At 65.7% G+C, this 19,948-nt stretch carries 19 protein-coding genes; 6 read left to right on the top strand and 13 right to left on the bottom strand.

Translation table 11 applies throughout. The features are described 5' to 3' along the window. Positions 1–12: 12 nt before the first annotated feature. Positions 13–222, top strand: coding sequence for a hypothetical protein (locus C477_RS23600; RefSeq protein WP_152423334.1), 210 nt, complete (start codon positions 13–15; stop codon positions 220–222). A gap of 261 nt (positions 223–483) precedes the next feature. Here C477_RS23600 and C477_RS15420 read toward each other — a convergent pair whose 3' ends face one another. Further along, positions 484–1,911 (bottom strand): DUF6498-containing protein, encoded by a 1,428-nt coding sequence (locus C477_RS15420; protein WP_008895445.1) that lies wholly within the window; start codon positions 1,909–1,911, stop codon positions 484–486. A gap of 254 nt (positions 1,912–2,165) precedes the next feature. Here C477_RS15420 and C477_RS15415 point away from each other — a divergent pair, with 254 nt between their 5' ends. After that, a complete protein-coding gene (locus tag C477_RS15415; RefSeq protein WP_008895444.1) occupies positions 2,166–2,375 on the top strand; it encodes a hypothetical protein in 210 nt (69 codons plus the stop codon). A gap of 382 nt (positions 2,376–2,757) precedes the next feature. Further along, complete coding sequence (purD, locus tag C477_RS15405; protein ID WP_008895442.1) at positions 2,758–4,050, top strand: phosphoribosylamine--glycine ligase; 1,293 nt, start codon at positions 2,758–2,760, stop codon at positions 4,048–4,050. A gap of 7 nt (positions 4,051–4,057) precedes the next feature. Here purD and C477_RS15400 read toward each other — a convergent pair whose 3' ends face one another. From C477_RS15400 to C477_RS15370, 8 genes are all read right to left on the bottom strand, one after another. Next, entirely contained in the window at positions 4,058–4,414 is a 357-nt protein-coding gene (locus tag C477_RS15400) for a DUF7344 domain-containing protein (RefSeq protein ID WP_008895441.1), read from the bottom strand. 56 nt (positions 4,415–4,470) lie between these two features. Continuing rightward, positions 4,471–5,121 (bottom strand): helix-turn-helix domain-containing protein, encoded by a 651-nt coding sequence (locus C477_RS15395; RefSeq protein WP_008895440.1) that lies wholly within the window; start codon positions 5,119–5,121, stop codon positions 4,471–4,473. Between the two features lie 291 nt (positions 5,122–5,412). Next, positions 5,413–5,763, bottom strand: coding sequence for a hypothetical protein (locus tag C477_RS15390; RefSeq protein WP_008895439.1), 351 nt, complete (start codon positions 5,761–5,763; stop codon positions 5,413–5,415). 85 nt (positions 5,764–5,848) lie between these two features. Next, entirely contained in the window at positions 5,849–7,204 is a 1,356-nt protein-coding gene (locus tag C477_RS15385; protein WP_008895438.1) for an aminotransferase class III-fold pyridoxal phosphate-dependent enzyme, read from the bottom strand. Positions 7,205–8,161: 957 nt separating this feature from the next. After that, entirely contained in the window at positions 8,162–9,454 is a 1,293-nt protein-coding gene (locus C477_RS15380) for an MgtC/SapB family protein (RefSeq protein ID WP_008895437.1), read from the bottom strand. Positions 9,455–9,667: 213 nt separating this feature from the next. After that, positions 9,668–9,943, bottom strand: coding sequence for a PadR family transcriptional regulator (locus C477_RS15375; RefSeq protein WP_008895436.1), 276 nt, complete (start codon positions 9,941–9,943; stop codon positions 9,668–9,670). A gap of 453 nt (positions 9,944–10,396) precedes the next feature. Further along, on the bottom strand, positions 10,397–10,543 hold the full coding sequence (locus C477_RS24170; RefSeq protein WP_008895435.1) for a hypothetical protein: 147 nt from the start codon (positions 10,541–10,543) through the stop codon (positions 10,397–10,399). Positions 10,544–10,969: 426 nt separating this feature from the next. Beyond that, positions 10,970–11,746, bottom strand: coding sequence for a hypothetical protein (locus C477_RS15370; protein WP_008895434.1), 777 nt, complete (start codon positions 11,744–11,746; stop codon positions 10,970–10,972). Between the two features lie 349 nt (positions 11,747–12,095). Here C477_RS15370 and C477_RS15365 point away from each other — a divergent pair, with 349 nt between their 5' ends. The 3 genes from C477_RS15365 to C477_RS15355 all read left to right on the top strand — a co-directional run bounded on the left by C477_RS15365 (position 12,096) and on the right by C477_RS15355 (position 15,428). Beyond that, positions 12,096–12,863, top strand: coding sequence for a DUF7117 family protein (locus tag C477_RS15365; protein ID WP_008895433.1), 768 nt, complete (start codon positions 12,096–12,098; stop codon positions 12,861–12,863). Between the two features lie 241 nt (positions 12,864–13,104). Continuing rightward, positions 13,105–15,081, top strand: coding sequence for an OPT family oligopeptide transporter (locus C477_RS15360; protein WP_008895432.1), 1,977 nt, complete (start codon positions 13,105–13,107; stop codon positions 15,079–15,081). Then, positions 15,078–15,428, top strand: a complete 351-nt coding sequence (locus C477_RS15355; RefSeq protein ID WP_008895431.1) for a PqqD family protein — start codon at positions 15,078–15,080, stop codon at positions 15,426–15,428. Before C477_RS15360 ends, C477_RS15355 begins: the two co-directional genes overlap by 4 nt. A 145-nt stretch (positions 15,429–15,573) precedes the next feature. Here C477_RS15355 and folD read toward each other — a convergent pair whose 3' ends face one another. The 4 genes from folD to glyA form a co-directional block, all read right to left on the bottom strand. Next, a complete protein-coding gene (gene folD, locus C477_RS15350) occupies positions 15,574–16,467 on the bottom strand; it encodes a bifunctional methylenetetrahydrofolate dehydrogenase/methenyltetrahydrofolate cyclohydrolase FolD (RefSeq protein WP_008895430.1) in 894 nt (297 codons plus the stop codon). 92 nt (positions 16,468–16,559) lie between these two features. Beyond that, the gene (locus tag C477_RS15345; RefSeq protein ID WP_008895429.1) at positions 16,560–17,381 is read right to left on the bottom strand and encodes an alpha/beta fold hydrolase; all 822 of its coding nucleotides are present in this window, start codon (positions 17,379–17,381) and stop codon (positions 16,560–16,562) included. A 100-nt stretch (positions 17,382–17,481) separates the two neighbouring features. Beyond that, complete coding sequence (locus tag C477_RS15340; protein ID WP_008895428.1) at positions 17,482–18,438, bottom strand: hypothetical protein; 957 nt, start codon at positions 18,436–18,438, stop codon at positions 17,482–17,484. An 85-nt stretch (positions 18,439–18,523) separates the two neighbouring features. Then, positions 18,524–19,771 (bottom strand): serine hydroxymethyltransferase, encoded by a 1,248-nt coding sequence (gene glyA / locus C477_RS15335; RefSeq protein ID WP_008895427.1) that lies wholly within the window; start codon positions 19,769–19,771, stop codon positions 18,524–18,526. Positions 19,772–19,948 lie beyond the last annotated feature (177 nt).

The raw sequence follows: 19,948 nt of genomic DNA, 5'->3' as shown, positions 1-19,948 counted from the left end.
CGAGTGCGGAATATGTCTGTCCTCGGAACCGCACCGCTCGAGCAGGTCGGTACTCTACTCGTTAGGGGTCTCGTGAGCGGTATAGCTTGTTATCTCGCGATTCGCGTCACCGACGGACTCTTCGTCCAGTTAGCTGCGGCCGCCTTCTTTACCGTCGTGCTCGCCGGTCTGTGGGAACTGGTGGATCGGCTCGTCGGACGCGAACCGAACGATGGTGAGTGACGTCGGTGCGCTCGAGGGTGACGAACCACTGGTATCGGCGGATCCGTACTCGAAGCCGTGTTCCTCGATAGACTCGAAGCGGCCGCGATGCTCGCTGTGAGTCCCCGGCGGTCTCTGATAGCCGGCAGACTCGACTAGCGAGTGATCGACGGTCACTTGGGACGCTCGAGACCCGTCAGTTCGCGTCGTCACCGGCTGTTGCTCCGCACTCCTCCAGTGCGGATCGAAACCTCGAGGATCGAGTCCACCACTCGACATCGCTCACTCGGGGCTCGGATACGCCAGTCTCCAGAGTCCCCACGGAACCGCCAGCGAAAACGGGAGGAGAAACGCGACCGGGAGCAGCGAGATAACCGACACCCACGGCTTGTACCAGTGGATGAGAGCCCCGGCGAATCCGACGCCGAGAACGACCGCAGCCCCTGCAAGTCGTTGATCGATCGGCTCCAGGTCCGCCGTTCGCAGCTGTAATTCGAACGCGGAGACGAACGCGTCGGGATCCGCCACGGGGCCGAGGTCTCGCTCGAACTCGTCGTCGCCCCACCCCATCGTGACGTCGAAGGTCCGCGTCCCGAGCAGGTGGTCCGGGAGATGATCGACGACGACCGCAGCGTCCCGGATCTCCTGAAGGGGGACGGACCACTGCGGTTCGTCGACCCACGTATCGTACACGACGAGTCGATCCTCGTACCGGCGGTACTCCAGCGGTCCGTACCTGAGAACGGTCTCCACGAACTCCGCCGCGGGAATCACCAGGAGCAGGAGCGCGAACGCGACGCCGGTACCGACCGTGAGCGACAGCGGGGTGTCGTCGCCGGAGACTACCGAGAGCACGACGACCAACGAAATCAAAATCCACTGTGCGAGAAAGACGGTTCTGAAGAGCGTCTGGTGGACAGCGGTGTACAGGACGGCGGTATCGTCGGTCGAAATCCGAACGTCGGGGTCGCCGTCGGGTACCGCCGGCGGATCGGCCGGCTCCGTCGGATCGTCCGGACCGGCGAGCCAGCCGGTGAGTCGTCCCGGCTCGCCGTGGGCGGCGCGGAAGGACGCCCACTCGACGAGCACCTTGACGAAGACGAATCCGGCGAGGAGCGCGACCCCGCCGACGTCTTCGGGACTCGCGACTGCCATGAGGACGAACGCGAGAAGGAACATCTGGCCGAGGTGCGCCTGAACGACTTCGTAGGCGGAGACCGTCTCGTAGCGGCCGCCGCGGAAGTAGTCGCGCCACGCGTCGGCCGCGGTGGCGGCCACGAGGGCGACGACGCTCAGCACCACCTCCGATCGCCAGAGCACGTCCGCGACGGGAATCGCCGCGCTAATGGCTATCGCGACGAACATCGATATTCCCGCGAACCAGGTGAAGACTGTGCCGACGAACGGCACGTTCCGGGGGTAGACCGGCGGGAGCCACGATACCAGTTCCACGCTGCCGCGTCGCTGCTTCAGCTCGTCCGAGACGCTGGGTTCCCCGTCGTCGACAATTTTCGGCGGCTGCCGGGCGAACAGCGCCTTCGCCGCCGTGAGCGGAAACGCCAGAACCACCTCGAGCGCGTAGACCGTCACCAGCGTCGCCGCGTCCCAGCCGAACGCGAGGACGCCAGCGAGCGGAAGCAGGTTCGCGACGAGGATGGGAGCGAACCCGATCAAGGAGGAAGAGCGCTCGAGGGCGCGCGGTGTGACCATCGACTACGACGTTCGTGTTCGCCCCTGTGTGTTATAATTGCACCGGACTGTCAGATGAAACCGGCGTCACTCGGCGACCGCGACCGCGGATAGCCACGACCGGGCATATTTCGCCTCGAGGACAGTGTGTCGCTACGTGCTACGACCGGTCCGACACAGTCCGCCGAGGCGATCGATAGGATACGGAGATACTGTTGTTCTACGTGCGAAGTGCAATCAGTAATTCAATGTTTCTGTGATGATGGATTCGAAATATGTCTGCCCACGGAACCGGGCTGCTCGAGCGGGCCGGTACCGTGACCGCCAGAGGGCTCGTGAGCGGATTTGCCGTCTACCTCGCGAGTCGCGTTGCTGACGGATTCACCGCCGAGTTAGCTGCGACCGTCTTCTTCGCCGTCGTGTTCGCTGGTCTGTGGGAACTGATCCATCGCCTCAGCAGACGCGACCCGTATGGGGACGAGTGACGGCGTCGCTACCGAACGCTCGAGGCCGTCCGCTCAGAGCAGCAGAAGAAATATTATTCTCGTCAAACACGATTGAGATATGCCTGCGTTCCAATCCATCCCCACGGACTGGGATGTCGACCGGATCTACAGGGCTGCCACGGCCGCAGCGGCGGTATTCCTTTCGCTAGGCGTAACGGACGGAGCGATTGCCGCGGTCGCGACTACTGCGCTCTTGCTCGCCGGATTCGGTGTCTGCTGGTCCATCGGAACGCGAATCGCCGACTGGTCACGGACGGCGAGCTCGTGAGCCGTCGATAGCCACCAATCCCCTCACGATCGTGCATAGGTTCGACTCGAAGAAAGAGCAACGCTTACAGGTTCGTGCGTTCCGCTATCGACCATGCGAGAGAACGTGCTCCTGATCGGCGGCGGTGGCCGCGAACACGCCATCGCTCGCGCACTCGAGGACAGCGAGGCCGACCTCTACGCCTGCGCGGGGAACCGAAATCCGGGTATCGCCGAGATCGCGACCGACTTCGAGACGCTCGAGACGACGAATCCGAAGGCCGTCGTCGACTACGCCGAGGACGTCGGCGCGACGATCGCCGTCATCGGTCCCGAGTCGCCGCTGGAGGCCGGCGTCGCCGATGAACTCGAGGCCGCGGGGGTCTACCCGTTCGGCCCGAAGGAAGAAGACGCCCGGATCGAGACGGACAAAGCGTTCCAGCGCCGCTTCATGGCGGAGAACGATATCCCGGGCTGTCCGGACTTCGAGACGTTCGACGACATGGACGCGGCCTGCGACTACATCGACGAGTACGATGGCGACCTGGCGATCAAGCCCGCCGGCCTCACCGGCGGAAAGGGCGTGAAGGTCATCGGCGATCAGGTCACCGCTGAGGAGGGCAAGGAGTACATCCGCGACTCCGACTACGACCAGATCGTCTTAGAGGAGCGCCTAATCGGCGAGGAGTTCACCGTCCAGGCGTTCGTCGCCAACGGTGAGTTCCGCACCGCGCCCGCGGTCCAGGACCACAAGCGCGCCTACGAGGGCGACGAGGGACCGAACACGGGCGGGATGGGAAGCTACTCCGACGCGACGACTCACCTGCCGTTCATGTCCGAGGAGGACTACGAGGAGGCCGTCTCGATCATCGAGGCGACCGTCGACGCCCTCGAGGACTACCGGGGCATCCTCTACGGCCAGTTCATGTTGACCGAGACCGGCCCCCGCGTCGTCGAGTTCAACGCCCGCTTCGGCGACCCCGAGGCGATGAACACGCTGCCCGTCCTCGAGACGGACTTCCTCGACGTGCTCACCGCGGCTCGGGACGGCGAGGCGCCGCCGGAGCTCGAGTTCGCCTCCCAGGCGACGGTCTGTAAGTACGCCGTCCCCGAGGGCTACCCGACCGATCCCGAGGCCGGCGCAAAGGTGCAAGTCGACGAGGAGAGCGCGGGCGACGCCTTGCTCTACTACGCCAGTGTGGACGAACGCGACGACGGCATCTACACGACCACGTCGCGCGCGTTCGCCCTCGTCGGCGTCGCCGACTCGATCACCGAAGCCGAGGAAATCGCGGAGGACGCCCTCGAGGTCGCCGGCGACGAGGGACTCCACGTGCGCCACGACATCGGCAAACCCGACCTCGTTCAGCGCCGTATCGACCACATGACCGAGATCCGCGGCGAGTAACGCGGCCTCAATCGATCGTCGGGGCGCCGTCGGGCCGCTCGGGCCGGTCGTCGACCGACCGAAGGAGATCGACGGCGATCGGAAAGGCCGAGTCGATCGCCACCGACTCGTTTTTCGCGTCGTAATCGACGATATCCGCGTCGTCGAGCGCCGGCAGGTGGACGTGATACAGTCGCGTCGCGATTCGGGATCGGCGGTCGTCGCTCGGTGCGGACGACCGTTCGGTGCGAGCGTCGGCGACGAACGCGCTCAGTTCCCCGACGGAAACGACGTGCTCGTCGGCGCGTGCGAGGTGTCGGCAAACGAGACGCCGCCGTGAGTCTCCCAGCGTCGAGAACACGCGGTCGAGCGTTTGATCGGTCATTCGTATCGGTAGTGGCCGGTCGAACGGATGCGTCGCGTCCCTGAATCTTGAGGCAGTTAAGACCGGGTCCGTAGCAGCACCTCCCGAACGAGCGTCGCGGTCCCGCGTCGCAGGCGCTCCGAAAGCGCCTGCGAGGAGATGTTCAGCGTCGCCGCGAGTTCGGTCTGCGTGGTCGTTCGCGGGACGTCGAAGTAGCCGGCGTCGTACGCCGCCGCCAGCGCCGCGTACTGGTCGTCGGTCAACTGAGACTCGGCGGAGCAGTCCGCGTCGGCCTCCCGATAGAGCGACCGGAGCCGGAAGTCGAGGTCTCGGTCGCGCAGGGCCGACCGGTACCGCGCGAGCGTCTCCCTGTCCGGGATTCGCATGCGGTTTTCCCACCCGTCGTGCGTGGCGCTCGCCTCAAGCAGGACGACGTCGAGTTCGCCCCACAGCGGGAACGTCGTATCGTCACGCCCGCGGTCGGTCAGAAAGACGCGGTACAATCGCCGCGGGCCGCTCTCCGCGAGCAGTTTGCGTTCGGTGACGGTCGGGTCGTCGTCGAGGCCGGCCTCGAACGCGGACTGCTGGTCTCCCTCGGCCCAGAAGAGCCATCGGAGCTCCCCCGTTTCGGTGAGGTACTGCTCCTCGCTGTCGACCGTGGTGTTCGGCGCCCGGTCGAGCGCCGCCATGAGAAGGGAAGAATCGACGCGGTAGTCGACGATCAGCATACCGGTGGAACGGTACCGGTTCGGAAAGAGGCGGGCGTTATGTTCACACAGTGACCATGTTCCGCATCACTCAAGTTTTCGGCTGCCGTCCGTATCGAAGTCCGGATACCGCCGCTACCGTTGCCGGACGAATCGGCCTTCGTCGCCGATCCGCGCAAGCGACGGCGGCGATCGATCCGCGGACGGGTCGGCTATCGGCTCGCTCGAGAACGGAAGGCGGGAATCGGCGGTGTTCGAGCGCACTCGTTGGATCGGCTCGCCCGTCGACGGTCGTGTCGACCGTTGAACGTCTCAGCTCTGATTCTGTTCGCCGGTGAACTCGTCGGTCTGATCAGAGACCGACGACTGGACGTCGTTCGTATCGACGGCCGATCCCAGTTCGTCCTGGTTGATCGCGTCGTCGAGCGTCTGCGTGTCGGTCACGGCCTGCAGGCCGTCCTCTTCGACGGCCGATTTGATCGACTCGGCGTCGATGGCCGAATCGAGCGTCGCGTCGTCGGCGCCGGTTTGCGATTTCAGCGCGCGGCGGACAGCGACGTAGCCGGCCAGGACGATCCCGCCCGACGCGATCGCGCCCGGAATACCGTACCGTTTGTACCCGAACTTTACCGCTTTCTTACCGACCGTGAATGCGCCGATCATTGTACGTTGTGTTCGCACGGACGGGGCAAGAGCGACCGGCTTTCGTACGACGACGTGCGGATTCAGCCGCCGGAGGGCGGCGCTCTCACTCGAATTCGGGAGCGACGTCCGCGACGGCCTCGAGCAGCAACTCCGTTCCCAGATCGATCTCGCGTTCGGTGACGTCGAGCGGCGGCAGCAGGCGCAGCGTCTTGTAGCCGCAGCCCAGCGTGAGCAGCCCGCGCTCGAAGGCCGCCTCGAGGACGGCCTCGCGGCGCTCCTTGGTATCGAACTCGACGGCGAGCATCAGTCCGCGGCCCCGGACCTCAAGGGCCCCGGGCGCGTCGCCGTCCGCGATGGCATCCTCGAGGCGCTCCCGTAACTGTCGGCCGCGATCGCGGGCGTTGGCCAGCAGGTTCTCCTCGTGGATGGTATCGATCGTCAGCGCGCCCTGCAGCGAGGCGACGATATCGCCGGCGCCCCACGTCGAGGAGAGGCGGCCTTTCTCGGCGGGGAACACGTCCGATCGGGAGATCGTCGCGCCGACGCGCAGCCCCTTCCCGGCCGTGATGACGTCCGGCGTGAGATCGAGGTGGTCGACGGCCCACAGCTCGCCCGTCCGTCCGACTCCGGACTGGATCTCGTCGGCGACGATCCGGAGGCCGTACCGGTCGCGAAGCGCCTCGAGGTCCCGCGCGAACTCGGGGTGGGCGACCCGGTAGCCGCCCTCGCCCTGGATCGGCTCGAGGATCAGGTAGGCGACCTCGTCGGGGTCGATCACGCCGCGGTCGGGGTGGAGTTTGTCCGAGACGACGTTGCCGCCGGGGCCGTCGGTGCGCCAGCGACGCTCGTACTCCGCGTCGGTCGAGGGATAGGGCACGCTGACGACGCCCGGAATCTCGGGGTAGCCCCGGCGGTGGACGGCCTTCGAGCGATTCAGGGAGAGCGCGCCCAGCGTGCGGCCGTGGAAGGCCCCGTCGAAGGTGAACGCGCGGTGGCCGCCCGCGGCGTAGCAGCTCTTGATGGCGTTCTCGACGGCCTCGGCGCCGGAGTTCGAGAGGAAGACCCGATCCATGTCGTACTGGTCGGTCATCGCGACCAGGCGATCCATCAACTGGGTCGGCCCCGGAAACTCGGGGTCCTCGGGGGGACCCCCGCCGCTGACGTAGAAGTCCTGGCCGGCGATCTTCAGCGGGTCGACGAGGTCGAACGCCTCGAGTTTCTCCCGGATCGCGGGGTTGTTGTACCCCAGCGGCGCCGCGGCGACGTGACTCGTGAAGTCCAGCAGGACGTTGCCGTCGACGTCGGTACAGAACGGCCCGACGGCCTCGGCGGTCGCGTCCCAGACGAACTCGTAGACGTACGTGCTCGGCGCGGCGAGCCCGTGGTGGTAGTCGACCCACTGCCTGGCGCGTTCGTCGGGGATCGTCCCGACCTGCGGTTCGACCGTATCGCGGTCCATACGTGGTGTGTTATCACGCGAAAGTGAAATAGGCGCCGACTGCAGCGGGCTTGTCCGCTCGATCAAAGCCTGTCATCCCGGCGTGCGGTGGCGTGCGCTGTCGATTGCTCCGACCGACTGTGAGGAGCGATCGACGCTCACGTGCGAGGGATGAGTGAGCGAGCTTGCGAGCGTCGCGAGGCGCTTGTGCCTCGGAATAGCGAACGGGGAGCGGAGCGACCCGTGATCGAGCGAATCGGCTGGGGGGCGTGGCGATTCCCTGTTGCCACGATGAGAGGTGTCATAGAATGATTCGCACAGCGTTTATTTCGGCCTATTCGAAGCGAACTATTCGTTCGCTACACATGTGAACTTACCGCTGTAACTTCTATCAGATGCCAGTGGGATTATGAGAATCGTGTTGAATACAGAGCGCGTTGTGCGACTATTGAATTCTGAAGACGACGGTAACTATGGGTACAAAGTAGCTGTAGGTGCAGAGTAGCCCATGCCCACCATACTGAGTATGAACTACTGTGAATTCACAGATCGTTCGAGAGTTTTGAGACCAAGATAGACGACTGCTCCTACGAAAAGACCCTCTATAGCTGCGTTCACCACAACAGATTCGATGAAAGTTAGCTGTATTAATTGAGTAACTGCTGTACCAAGAACCGCAAAAATGCCGGCGGCAAACACAAATTTGAGTCTAACCATATTGTGGTTAGAAAATATACATTCATGGCTGTTTCGGTGATAGATAGAACTCACTATATTTCCTCCAATTATATCTCCCGTGCTGAATACACCCTCTGTACTTACCGTTCGTTGGGTAGTCGTAGAAGTGGTGCGCGAACTGTTCTATGACTCGCTCACGGTAGCAGGACGCTCCCGGTCACTCGAGTCCTGTCAGCATCTGATTACTCGAGACCGCTGCGGCCGACACACGCGACGTATCGACAGATTCGGACCGATATTTTAGACGACGATCGCGACCGTCGCGACCGCGCCGCCGAGCAGCAACAGACCGCTGTAGACCGCGACCTGATTGCGGAAGCCGTCGTTCGAGGACGTCGAGGCGAGCAGGGCCTTGACGACGATGCTCGAGACGGTCGCCAGCAGGATGGCGATGGTCGCCTCCGCGGGCCCCAGTTGGCCGCCGCGATAGAGGACGACCGCCGAGGTGGTCGCGCCGGCGCTCGAGACGAAGCCGCTGGCGACGGCGGTGGCGTAGAAGCCGAGCGTCCCGAACCAGGTCTCGGCCAGCGACCCGAAGACGAGGACGACGAGGAAGACGGCGCCGAACGCGAGCGCGTTCTTCAGCGAGAAGGGAGACTCGAGTTCGATCGGACCCGACTCGCCCCAGTCGGCGGTCCAGGCGGCGACGGCGAACGCGACCAGGATGACCGCGCCCAGCGGGACGATCGCCTCGAGGAGGACCGGACTCCCGCTGCCGATGGTGAACCCGACGGCGATGGCGAGGTTGCGAACGGCCATCGCCGCGTTGGCCAGCAAGATCGCGGCGACGGCGTAGGAGGCGGCCTCGGGGCGCTGGTTGACGTGGTCGAGCATCGTCCCGACGACGGCCGTCGAGGAGGCCAACCCGCCGAAGAACCCGGTCACGGCGATGCCCCGTCCGCCGTACGTCGAGACGATCGCGTAGTTGGCGATGCCGATGCCGGCGACCGCGACGACCATCAGCCAGATCACCTGGGGCTCGAGCGGGATCTCGATCCCGCCGACCTCCGCGGTGACCTTGGCGGGGAGGACCGGGTAGATGACGAACGCGAGGATGGAAAACTCGATCGTCGAGCGCATCTCCTCGTGGGAGAGCCCCCAGGCGAACTCGTGGAGTTCGCGCTTGAGGACCAACAGCAGCGACGAGAGGACGGCGACCGTGACTCCCTCGATGATGAAGCCGGCGGCGACCAGCACGCCGACGCCGTAGGCGACGAGCATCGAGACCGAGGTGGTCAGCGAGAGGCCGGCCTCGTCGGCGCTCAACAGCCCCTGGACCGCCAGCAGGACGCCCTGGACGATCACGAGGAGCCCGCCGAGGACGAGCAGCGTTTCGCCGATTTCGCTCTCGAAGACCAGCAGCGTAAAGACCGCTCCGAGGAGGCTAATCAGCGAGAACGTCCGGATCCCGGCCGACTTCTGGGACCACTCTCGTTCGAGGCCGAGGAACATCCCCAGCGCTCCGGCCAGCGCGATCCGGACGACCGTCTCGTCCAGCGGCGCATCGGCGATCTGCAACGCGATTTCGTTCACTGTCGGTCGTTCACGGCGTGTTACCATAAACGGCGCGCTGGCTCGCAAGGCGAGCGTCGCCTCGAGCGACCGACGGAAACGCGGAAAAGCGCCGCGGAACTCGAGGAAGGCGAGTGACGAGACGATCCTCGACGCCGAACCGCAAACCCGCGAGCGAAGCGATCGGGCGCGATCGAGCGACGTGCTACGTGCGACGGGGCGAGCGGTCCGTCGTTACAGGTCGACGTACTGTCCCTCCCACTCGCGACGGGCCTCGAGTTCGCGGCGACCGCGTCGAGTCAGGGTGTAGAAGTTCGTCCGGCGGTCGCGCCGTCCCTTCTCGACGAGGCCCTTGTCGACGAGAGTGTCGAGGTTCGGGTAGAGTCGACCGTGGTGGATCTCCTTCTCGTAGTAGTTCTCGAGTTCCTCCTTGATCGCTAGCCCGTGGGGCTCCTCCTCGCCGGCGATGACGTACAGCAGATCTCGCTGGAATCCTGTCAGGTCGTACATTGGGAAAGTACCAGTTGCACTTACTGTCGAAATTTAATAAGGCTATCGGGTTGTTTCGATCGAAACAGCGATATTACCGATCGACCGCGTCGTTTGCGTGCGATTCCGAATAGATAACGGCTATGATGGGTTCTCGCGCTAATTCACGTAACGTGCAGTTCATGTTTACACACCGTCCGTATCGTTTCGGTATTTTAATGATATCGGAGTGCGAGAAAGGCGGCTTCGAGTAGCAGTGAGATTCGGTTGCGATCGAGAACGCGGTCGCTGTGAAATGTGAGTTCGAAACAGGAAAGCAGATCGCGTGACGGGAAAAGTGTCACGCGATCGCTTGCCGCCCTGAATTGGTCCCCGCTGACGCTTCGGCCCTCCAAGCGAAGCGTCATCTGAACGCTTTCGCCGAGAATACTTAAAAGTAACGACACCGGATCGGCGTTTGATACGTTCCGCGGCTCAGATGTGCTCCTCTTCGAGCACCCAGCCGATGGCGCGCTTGTAGTGGGTGAACATCTGCCTGACGCCCTCGTGGCGCATGTCTTCGCTCTCGAGGTGTTCGGTGAGGAACTCGTACTGCTCGCGGATTTCTTCTTCGTCGCGCATACTCGCCACTAGGGCCGGAGAACAGAAAAAACGGTCGCCGGACGGGGTTCGAGCCGTCGCCGGCGGTGAACATGGACCGACGGGGGCGTTGCTCTCGGGACGGTGCCGGTCACTCGTTCGACTCCACCCGGCAGCTCGAGATCCAGCTCTCGACAGGCTGGAAATAACTGGGGATTGGGACGGCGGCTACCGATCGCCGCCGACGCTTTCGGCGATAAGGAAGCGATTTGAGAGCGACAACAGTTCACAAGCCGTTCGCGAGCGATTCCGATCGCCGAGAGACAGACGGAGACGTCCGACTCCGACTCCGACTCCGACTCCGTCGCTGTCGCTCCCCGACGAGCGTCTGAAAAAGCGATGGGACACGGCGGCCGCCGATCGACCGCCAGATTTCCGTCGGCTACCGCTGCGCGCTGTCGATCGGCGTTAGCTGTCGTCCGATTCGTTATCGGACGCGTTGTCCGACTCGTTTTCCTCGCCGCTGCCGCCCAGCATGCCGTCGTCGGACTCGTTGTCCGACTCGTTACCCGAGCTGCCGCTCTCGCCGAGGGTCAGCGTTACCTCCTCGTCGCCGCCGTCGATCTCGACGTCGTCCTCGGCTTCCTCGCCTTCGCTTTCCGCGGTGACGGTGTACTCGCCGTCCTCGAGTTCGTCGAACTCGACTTCGCCGTTCTCGTCGGTCTCCTCTTCTCGCGGCCACTCCTCCTCGCTGGTACCGAGTCCGCCGTCCTCGGTCTCGTTGCCTGATTCGTTCTCCGACTCGTTCTCGCCGCCGAGCATGTCGTCGGACTCGTTCTCGGACTCGTTGTCCTCTTGGACGAACGAGCCGACTTCCGACTCGTTGTCGGAGTCGTTTTCCTCGCCGTTGCCGCCGAGCATGTCGTCGGACTCGTTGGACTCGTTGTCCGACTCGTTCTCGCCGCCGTTGCCGCCGAGCATCCCGCTGCCGGCCTCCTCGAGCGTGACGGTCGCACCCTCGACGGGTTCCTCCTGATCGTCCTCGACGGTGACCGTCAGGGAATACGTCTCGTCTTCCGACCCTTCGGTCTCGTTTCCGTTTCCGGTGTCGTTCGTCTCTTCGCCGTTTTCGCTTTCGTTGTCTCCGCCGCCGGGTCCGCTGTCAGCGCAGCCAGCGAGTACGAGCGCGCCTGCGGTACCTGTTGCGGCGACGAACTTGCGTCGATTGAGTTCTGAATCGGACATATTCCTGGAAAGGACGTTCCATGTGGTTGCAGTGTGGCCTGCAACTGCCGTCCGTTAATCACCTATTGAACGTCGACTAGCCGTTCGTGATCGTCATCGGTTTCGTACCGTTCGGCCAGTAAATCCGGCGGTAGCCGACGTAACTGTCAGGAATTCGGGGCGCTCACGTCAGCGATCGAACCGATCACGAACGTTTCTCGATCGCGTCGGTTCCGGTACCTCGGCGGAGCGAGCCCGATCGGTTGGATAGAGTCCCCGTCACCACCTTCGCGTCTGAAACGGGCGACCGTCCCCGCGGCGTTCGGTCGACTCCGGTGTGATTTTGGGTCGTCCGCGCGTAGGACCGTCCATGAAGATCAGGGGCGAGCGCGAGTGCAAGGAGTGCGGGACGCGGTGGTCGTACTACGAGACCGGCAGCGTCGGCTGTCCGGCCTGCGGGAGCCTCCACAGCGTCGGCGTCGACGACCGGACCGAACACACCGATCTCCAGGTCACGTTCGATCTCACGGCGATCCGCAACGCCATCGACGACCAGCCCGTCGGCGACCTCGCCGAGCGGGCCCGCGAGGAGTGTCGGGAGTACGTCCGCCGGCGCGGCTTCGTCAACGCGGGCACGCTCCGGGAACTCGACGACGACTACCTGGCCGCGAACGAACTCCTCCACGTCGCCGATATCGTCCGCCGAGAGATCGACCTCGAGGAGCGCGAAGAACTCTACTTCCTCTCCTTGCTCCGGGACGCCGACGGCGGCGGCCCGCGATCCGACGGCGGCCAGCGGCCGCCCACTGCGGAGGTCCCGCCCGGCCTCCGGAGTGCGCGCGGCCTCGCCGCCGCGAACGCCGTCCGCGACTATCGCCGAGATATCCGCACCTGGGCCGAGGATCGCGACCTGACGACCGCCGAGCGCGGCGCCCTCGAGACGCTCGGCGAACACGTCACCCGCGTCCGGATGCTCGACGGCGACGTCGATCCCCGGACCGCCGATCGACTGATCGAGGCCGCCCGCGACCTGGCGAACGGCCTCCGCGGCGACGAACTCGCGTTTACCCGCGCGCAGGACCGCCTCGAGGACCTCGAGTTCGGAGCCGACGGTTCGGGCGGCCGGTTCGGGAACTGAGTCGGCGACCGCGACGGGTCCGGAAGCACCGACCTCGCGAACGCCGGGCACCGATCGGTTAATTATCTTACCATCCCGGTGTAAATCTTGCCGCTCTTATACCGTCGATCGAGAACGTTCTGACGAACGTACGGACCGCCCTCGATCGGCCCGGATCGCTCGACGGAACGGGTTCCTGCGCGAGCCAACAGCGGCCGGCGCGAGCGACCGCTCGCGGGGGTCCTGTACACACGAACACACTATGGCGCACGGACCATCCGAAGAAGAACCGGACACGAGCGAGAGTCGCACAGCGCGCGAACAGGTGGCGGAGAGCGGACCGTCCCCGTACGTCCCCGCGGGGAAGAGCGTGGCCGAACTCACGATCAAGGCGGTCGCGATCGGCCTCGCGCTCAACGTGGTGATGCTGACCGCGAACATGTATCTCGGGATGCGCTCGGGCATGACGATCAGCGCCTCTATCCCGGCGGCGGTCATCAGCATGGGCCTCTTCTACGGGCTCCGACAGGCCGGGATCGGCGGGACGATCCTCGAGAACAACATCGTCCAGACGATGACCTCCGCGGGCGAGGCGCTCGCGGCGGGCGTCATCTTCACGATCGCGGGCGTGACCTTCCTCGACCAGCCGATCGACATCGTCAACACCGCGGTCGTGGCGATTCTGGGCGGCCTGCTCGGGATCCTGTTTATGATCCCGATGCGCCGCTACCTCATCGTCGACAAACACGAGGAGCTTCCCTATCCGGAAGGGACGGCCTGTGCCGACGTGCTCGAGGCGGGCTCGCGCGGCGACGAGGGCGTGAAACTCATCTCCTTTGGCTTCCTCGTGAGCTTCGTCTACATGTGGCTGGCCAGCGGGATGGCCGCCTTCCGGACGACGATCCAGACGGCGTTCTCGGCCGGTGAAACCGACGGGTTCGCCATCGGCGGCGACTTCACGCCCGCCCTGATCGGCGTCGGCTACATCATCGGGCCCCGAATCGCCGGCTACGTGTTCGGCGGCGGGCTGATCGCTTGGATGATGCTAATCCCGCTGCTCATCACGGGCGGGTTCGTCCCCGAATCGGCCGCCGACGCGGCGCTGATGACCCAGGCCGACGCGGTCTGGGACGAGTACATCCGCTACGTCGGCGCGGGCGCGATGATCGTCGGCGGGTTCTACGCCGTGCTCTCGATGCGGGGCACGATCGCCGACGCGCTGGGAACCGCAGTCGCAGAGATTCGCGGCTCCGGGGCGGCCGCGACCGGCGAGCGCAAACGCACCCAGCGCGACCTCCCGATGAAAGTCGTCGTGGTCGGCGCCGCCCTGATCGCGCTCGCGCTGGTCGCGGTCCCGCAGGTCCAGGTCGGCCTGCTGGGTGGGGTCATCGCTGTGATCGCCGCGTTCCTCTTCGTCGCCGTCTCGGCGTACCTGGTCGGGGTCGTCGGCAGCTCGTCGAACCCCGTCTCCGGGATGGCCGTGGCGACGATCCTGATCGCCGCGCTGGCGCTGCGATCGACCGGCGTCACCGATCCCGTCGTGGTGCTGGTGACGGCCTCGGTCGTGGCCATCGCCGCGGCGGTCGCGGGCGACACCTCCCAGGACTTAAAGACCGGCTACCTGCTCGGCGCAACCCCGCGAAACCAGCAGATCGCGCAGGTGATCGGGATCGCCATCTCGGCGCTGTTCGCCGGCTGGGTGCTGTACTTCTTCCACCAGGCCTACGGCATCGGGAGCGAGACCATCCCCGCGCCACAGGCCGGGATGATGGCGCTGATCTCCGAGGGCGTCCTCACGGGCACCGCCCAGTGGGGGATGATCCTCATCGGCGCCGTCTTCGCGTTCGTCCTGATCCTCATGGACGTCCCCGTCCTGCCCTTCGCGGTCGGGATCTACCTGCCGATCACGCTCGCTACGCCGATCTTCCTCGGCGGCCTGCTGCGGGCTGGCATCGACCGGTACGTGGCCCGGAAGGACGACGAGGACGGATCGCTCGCCGAACACACGACCTCGAGGGGCCGGATCGTCGCGGCTGGGCTCATCACCGGCGAGGCGATCATGGGGATCGTCATCGGCGCGCTCTACATCACCGGGATCGGGAACGCCGAGGGCGCGCCGTTCCCGCTCGGACTCGGCGGCCAGACGCAGACGATCCTCGGCGTCGTCGCCGTCGTCGCGCTCGTCGGGCTCTTCGTGGCCAGCGTGCTCCGGAACGCGCCCGACGCGGCGGACCGATGAGTTCGCACGGGCCGAGCGCCGTCCCGATCCGGACCGCCGACGACTGGGAGGAGACGACCGTCGACGGCGAGCCTCGAGTCACCGTCTACTGGACGAAGACGCCGCGCAACCGACTCGACCGGTTCCTGTTCGATCTCTTCGGGACGAGTCGGGAGCGGGAACTCGCGCTGGATCCCGTCGGGGCGACGGTCTGGCGCCGCTGCGACGGCGACCACACCGTCGCCGAGATCGCATCGGTCGTCGCGGACTCCCACGCCGACGAGCGCGTCGCTCCCGTGGACGAGACGCTCGCGCACTTCCTCATGCAACTCGAGGAGCGCCGGCTGATTCGGTTCGACGACGGGTGAACGGAGAGGCGAGTCTACGCCCCACGGTCGAGCGACGCAGCCGAGCGCCGGGTTCACAGCGGGCTCGAGAACGATCCGGCGGCTCGAGGAGAACAGCGTACCGAAGCCTCGAGAAACCGATCCGGAGTTCGATCGCAGCGTCCGGTCAGGGCAGGTCGACGTCGATGTCTTCCTGCAGGCTCGCGGCCTTGACCGTGTTGTACAGCAACATTGCCCGCGTCATCGGGCCGACGCCGCCCGGGACGGGCGTGATCGCGCTCGCCTGCTCCGTCGCGCTCTCGAACTCGACGTCGCCGACCAGTTCGTACCCCTTCTCGTTGTCCGCGTCGACGCGGTTGACGCCGACGTCGATCACGACCGCGCCCTCGCCGATCATCGAGCCGTCGACGAGTTCCGGCGCGCCGGCGGCGGCGACGACGACGTCGGCGCTGCGGGTCTTCTCGGCGAGATCCTCGGTCCGGGAGTGACAGACGGTCACCGTCGCGTTTCCATCGTCGGCCTTCTGGATCAGCAGGTTGGCCAGCGGTTTGCCGACGATGTCCGAGCGGCCGACGATCGTGACGTCCTTGCCCTCGGTGTCGATGTCGGCAGACTCGAGCAGTTTCTGGACGCCGTGGGGGGTGCAGGGACGGAAGCGGGCGTCGCCGGCGACGAGTCGGCCGACGTTCTCGGGGTGGAAGCCGTCGACGTCCTTCGCGGGGTCGACCCGGCGGATAACCTCGCGGTAGTCGACGTGATCGGGAACCGGGGCCTGCACGATGTAGCCGTGAACGTCGTCGTTGTCGTTGAGGTCGGCGATCTCGTCGTACAGCGTCTCGGGCGAGGCGTCGCCGTCGACATCGACGTGGTAGCTCTCGATGCCGACCTCTTCGCAGTCGCGTTGCTTCATGTTGACGTAGGTCTGGCTCGCGGGATCGTCGCCCATCAGCACGGTCGCCAGCCCCGGACGCGCGCCCGCGTCGGCGAGCGTCTCGATCGCGTCGGTCAGGTCGTCTCGAATCTGACTCGCGACGGCGTCGCCGTCGATGATCTCGGTCATTACTCGAGTGGGCGACCGCGAGGCTAATCAACCCTCGGATTCGTGCTCAGAACTGGCTCCGTCGAGCGGCCGAATAGGCACAAACGTGGATACTAGGCCGGTCGGAACCGTTCGTCGAGGAAGGTTCGGATCGCCTCGATGACCGGTTCCGGCCGCTCGAGATTAGAGGTGTGACCTGCCTCCGGGATCACCTCCATCTCGGCGTCGGGGAGTTCCTCGAGCATCGGTTCGGCCTGCGAGGGTGCGATCGACGGGTCCTCCTCGCCGTGGATGATCAGCGTGGGGACGTCGATCTCCGAGAGACGGTCAGTGACGTCCTCGCGGCCGAGCCAGGAGTGGAGTTCGTTGTGGACCGCCGCGCCAGGGTAGGTGGCCCAGCGATCGACCCAGGTCTCGATGAGTTCGGGGTTCTCCTCGTGGGTCGTCTCGCCGAAGAGTTCGGCCGTCGACCCCTCGGCGATCTCTCGCGGCGTCGGGTCGTGCATCCCCTCGAACGGCGCGACGAGGTCGGCGTAGGCTTCCCGTTGCTCTGCAGGGTGAGGCGTCGCCATCGAGTCGATCAGGACGAGTCCGTTGACCCGCTCCGGGTACCTGAGCGCGAAGCGCAGGCCCATGAATCCGCCCATGGACATCCCGACGATGACGGCGCTATCCTCGCCGATCCCATCTAGCAGCGCCGCGCAGTCGTCGGTCAGGTCCCAGAGGTCGTAGTCCGACGCGTACCGGTCCGTCCGTGCCCGCAGATCGTAGGCGACCGCTCGGTACTCGTCCCTCAGTGCCTCGAGTTGCGGCGCGAACATCGTCCGGTCCATCAGCGTTCCGTGGGCGAAGACGACCGGCCGCCCTTCCCCGACATCGGTCGTCAACGCGTCGGTCCTAGTGCGGTACATCGCTGTCGCCGAATCCTCACCCATGCGTGTGATACGCAATCACAGGGCACAAAAAGGTAGGTGGCTCGAAAGGTTTTGATGGAAGTCGGACCGCTCGAGTCGGATCAGCGGCGAGAAGCGTCGGTCACTCCTCTGGGCTCCGGTCGTCCGTTCCCGTCTCCGAAATCTCCCACTCGGCCGTGTCTCGCTCGGCGGTGACCACCGGTTCGTACGTCGTCTCGAGGTCGCCGTACTCGTCCGCGTCCGCGGCGTCGATCAGCCGAAGCGCCTGTCGCTCGTGGGCCTCCCGCGCAGCCTCGAGCGCGTCCGCGTCGACATCGACGGCGTTCGACTCGAGCGCCGGCGCGATTCGGTCGGTCCACGCCCCGTCCTCGAGCAGGCACACCGCCCGATCGTCGACCGTGAGGGGCGGTTTGCCGGCGACGTGATCGCCCGAGCCGACGATATCGTGGGTTTCGATCCCCTCGAGGATCCCGACGACGTCGGCTTCGGGGACGTCGGTGGGAGCCTCGGCCATGACCTCGTCGAGCACGAGCGCGTCGATCGGCGCGTCCATCGTCTCGGGTCGCGGGGTCGGATCGCCATCGCGCTCGCGGGCGATGGTCTCCTCGGCGACGGGGTCGCTGTCGTCCGGCGTCCCCGGCAGCGGCTCGGGACGGTACGGATCGCCGTCGTCGAATCGGACCGGAACGAGGCCGATCGTCTCGGCGGCCGTCATCGCGTCGAACAGCAGCGGCCGGTCGGCGTCGTAGGACTCGAGGTCCAGTCCCAGCCCCTCTGGCGAGGCGGCGCGCACCAGCGGATCGGGGACGGGCGCGACGATTTCGCCGCCCTCCTCGCGGAGCTGGCGCGGGTACGGCGCGTCGCCGGTCTGTGGGTCCGGGATCGCACTGAGAACGAGCATCGGTTCGTCCTCGTACTCGTCGACGCCCCAGTCGACGTGGTCGCCCGCCTCGGCGCCCATAAAGTCGGCGACCGGCGTCACCTCGAGGGCCAGTTCCGAGGCCGCCGTCGTCGCGGTCTCGCGAAGCTCGAGCAGTCGATCGTCGTCGAGAACGGTTCCGGTCGGATTCGTAGCCATTGACGGCGGTACGTCCAGCCGGTGGAAAAGCCGCGTGCCGGCGAGTGACAGGGGCTCGGAAATCGGCGGCCGCGGCGTCGTTCGCTTATTCGTACAGCGGGTTCGCGTCACACAGCGTCGCGACTTCCTCGCGGACCTCCTCGAGGACGGCCTCGTCCTCGGGGGCGTCGACGACGCGGGTGATCAGGTCGCCCACCTTGCGGCAGTCCTCCTCGTCGAAGCCGCGGGTGGTCAGCGCGGGCGTGCCCGCGCGGATGCCCGAGGGGTCGAACGGCGAGCGCGTCTCGCCGGGGACCGTGTTCCCGTTGAGGACGATGCCGGCCTCCTCTAGGGCCTCCTCGGCGTCGCCGCCGGAGGTGTCGGGGTGGCTCTCGCGGAGGTCGACGAGGACGAGGTGGTTGTCCGTCCCCTCCGAAACCAGCGAGAAGCCGTTTTCGGCGAGTCTCTCGCCGAGGGCCTTCGCGTTGGCGACGGTCTGTTCGGCGTAGTCCTCGAACTCGGGCTCGAGCGCCTCCTTGAAGCCGACGGCCTTGCCCGCGATGTTGTGCATGAGCGGGCCGCCCTGTCCGCCGGGGAAGACCGCCGCGTCGATGTCGTCGGCGTACTCCTCGTCGCACATGACGATGCCACCCCGACCCGAGCGGATCGTCTTGTGGGTCGAGCCGGTGACGAAGTCGGCGGTGCCGACCGGCGAGGGATGGACGCCGGCGGCGACGAGGCCGGTGATGTGGGCGATGTCGGCGAGGTGGAGCGCGCCGACGCTGTCGGCGGCCTCCTGGATACGCTCCCACTCGATCTCGCGCGGGTACGCGGAGTAGCCGGAGACGATGATGTCCGGCTCGAACTCCTCGGCGTGTTCCGCGAGGCCCTCGTAGTCGAGGTAGCCCGTCTCGGCGTCGACCTCGTACTGTTCGACCTCGTAGAGCTGCCCGACGAAGTTCGCCGGATGGCCGTGGCTCAGGTGGCCGCCGTGGTTGAGATCCAGCGAGAGGATCTTGTCGCCGGGCTCGAGCATCGCGAAGTAGACGGCCTGGTTGGCCTGCGTGCCCGAGTGGGGCTGGACGTTGACGTGTTCGGCGCCGAACAGCTCGGTCGCGCGGTCGATGGCCAGCTGTTCGACCTCGTCGGCGTACTCGCAGCCGCCGTAGTAGCGCGAGCCGGGATACCCCTCGGCGTACTTGTTCGTCAGGGCGCTGCCCTGCGCGTCGATGACCGCCTGACTGACGTGGTTCTCGCTGGCGATCATCTGCAGCGTCTCTCGTTGGCGGTCGACCTCTCCCTCGAGTGCATCGGCGACGGCGGGATCGACGTCCCGTACGTGCTCGTGCTCCATGTCCGATGTGCCGGCTGGAGACTGTATAAGTGTACCCGTCTTCGGCGAATCTCACCGCTGGGAATGATCCCAACGTGTCAATTCGACCGGGATCCACCGCCGAAAATCGGCCAAACGACGGTCGCTCCCGGCACCTCTCCTGAATTATCAAAGCTTTGACTCCCGATACAACTAACT

It is taken from the genome of Haloterrigena salina JCM 13891 (assembly GCF_000337495.1).
Classification (GTDB): Archaea; Halobacteriota; Halobacteria; order Halobacteriales; family Natrialbaceae; genus Haloterrigena; species Haloterrigena salina.
This window is presented reverse-complemented; position numbering and strand designations above follow the sequence as displayed.

Coding starts and splice junctions, on each gene's coding strand:
- C477_RS24170 (WP_008895435.1), bottom strand. CDS start 10,543: ATGCGCGACGAAGAAGAAATCCGCGAGCAGTACGAGTTCCTCACCGAA.
- C477_RS15365 (WP_008895433.1), top strand. CDS start 12,096: ATGAAGATCAGGGGCGAGCGCGAGTGCAAGGAGTGCGGGACGCGGTGG.
- C477_RS23600 (WP_152423334.1), top strand. CDS start 13: ATGTCTGTCCTCGGAACCGCACCGCTCGAGCAGGTCGGTACTCTACTC.
- C477_RS15390 (WP_008895439.1), bottom strand. CDS start 5,763: ATGATCGGCGCATTCACGGTCGGTAAGAAAGCGGTAAAGTTCGGGTAC.
- C477_RS15385 (WP_008895438.1), bottom strand. CDS start 7,204: ATGGACCGCGATACGGTCGAACCGCAGGTCGGGACGATCCCCGACGAA.
- C477_RS15420 (WP_008895445.1), bottom strand. CDS start 1,911: ATGGTCACACCGCGCGCCCTCGAGCGCTCTTCCTCCTTGATCGGGTTC.
- C477_RS15415 (WP_008895444.1), top strand. CDS start 2,166: ATGTCTGCCCACGGAACCGGGCTGCTCGAGCGGGCCGGTACCGTGACC.
- C477_RS15400 (WP_008895441.1), bottom strand. CDS start 4,414: ATGACCGATCAAACGCTCGACCGCGTGTTCTCGACGCTGGGAGACTCA.
- folD (WP_008895430.1), bottom strand. CDS start 16,467: ATGACCGAGATCATCGACGGCGACGCCGTCGCGAGTCAGATTCGAGAC.
- C477_RS15395 (WP_008895440.1), bottom strand. CDS start 5,121: ATGCTGATCGTCGACTACCGCGTCGATTCTTCCCTTCTCATGGCGGCG.
- C477_RS15375 (WP_008895436.1), bottom strand. CDS start 9,943: ATGTACGACCTGACAGGATTCCAGCGAGATCTGCTGTACGTCATCGCC.
- purD (WP_008895442.1), top strand. CDS start 2,758: ATGCGAGAGAACGTGCTCCTGATCGGCGGCGGTGGCCGCGAACACGCC.
- C477_RS15360 (WP_008895432.1), top strand. CDS start 13,105: ATGGCGCACGGACCATCCGAAGAAGAACCGGACACGAGCGAGAGTCGC.
- C477_RS15355 (WP_008895431.1), top strand. CDS start 15,078: ATGAGTTCGCACGGGCCGAGCGCCGTCCCGATCCGGACCGCCGACGAC.
- C477_RS15345 (WP_008895429.1), bottom strand. CDS start 17,381: ATGGGTGAGGATTCGGCGACAGCGATGTACCGCACTAGGACCGACGCG.
- glyA (WP_008895427.1), bottom strand. CDS start 19,771: ATGGAGCACGAGCACGTACGGGACGTCGATCCCGCCGTCGCCGATGCA.
- C477_RS15370 (WP_008895434.1), bottom strand. CDS start 11,746: ATGTCCGATTCAGAACTCAATCGACGCAAGTTCGTCGCCGCAACAGGT.
- C477_RS15340 (WP_008895428.1), bottom strand. CDS start 18,438: ATGGCTACGAATCCGACCGGAACCGTTCTCGACGACGATCGACTGCTC.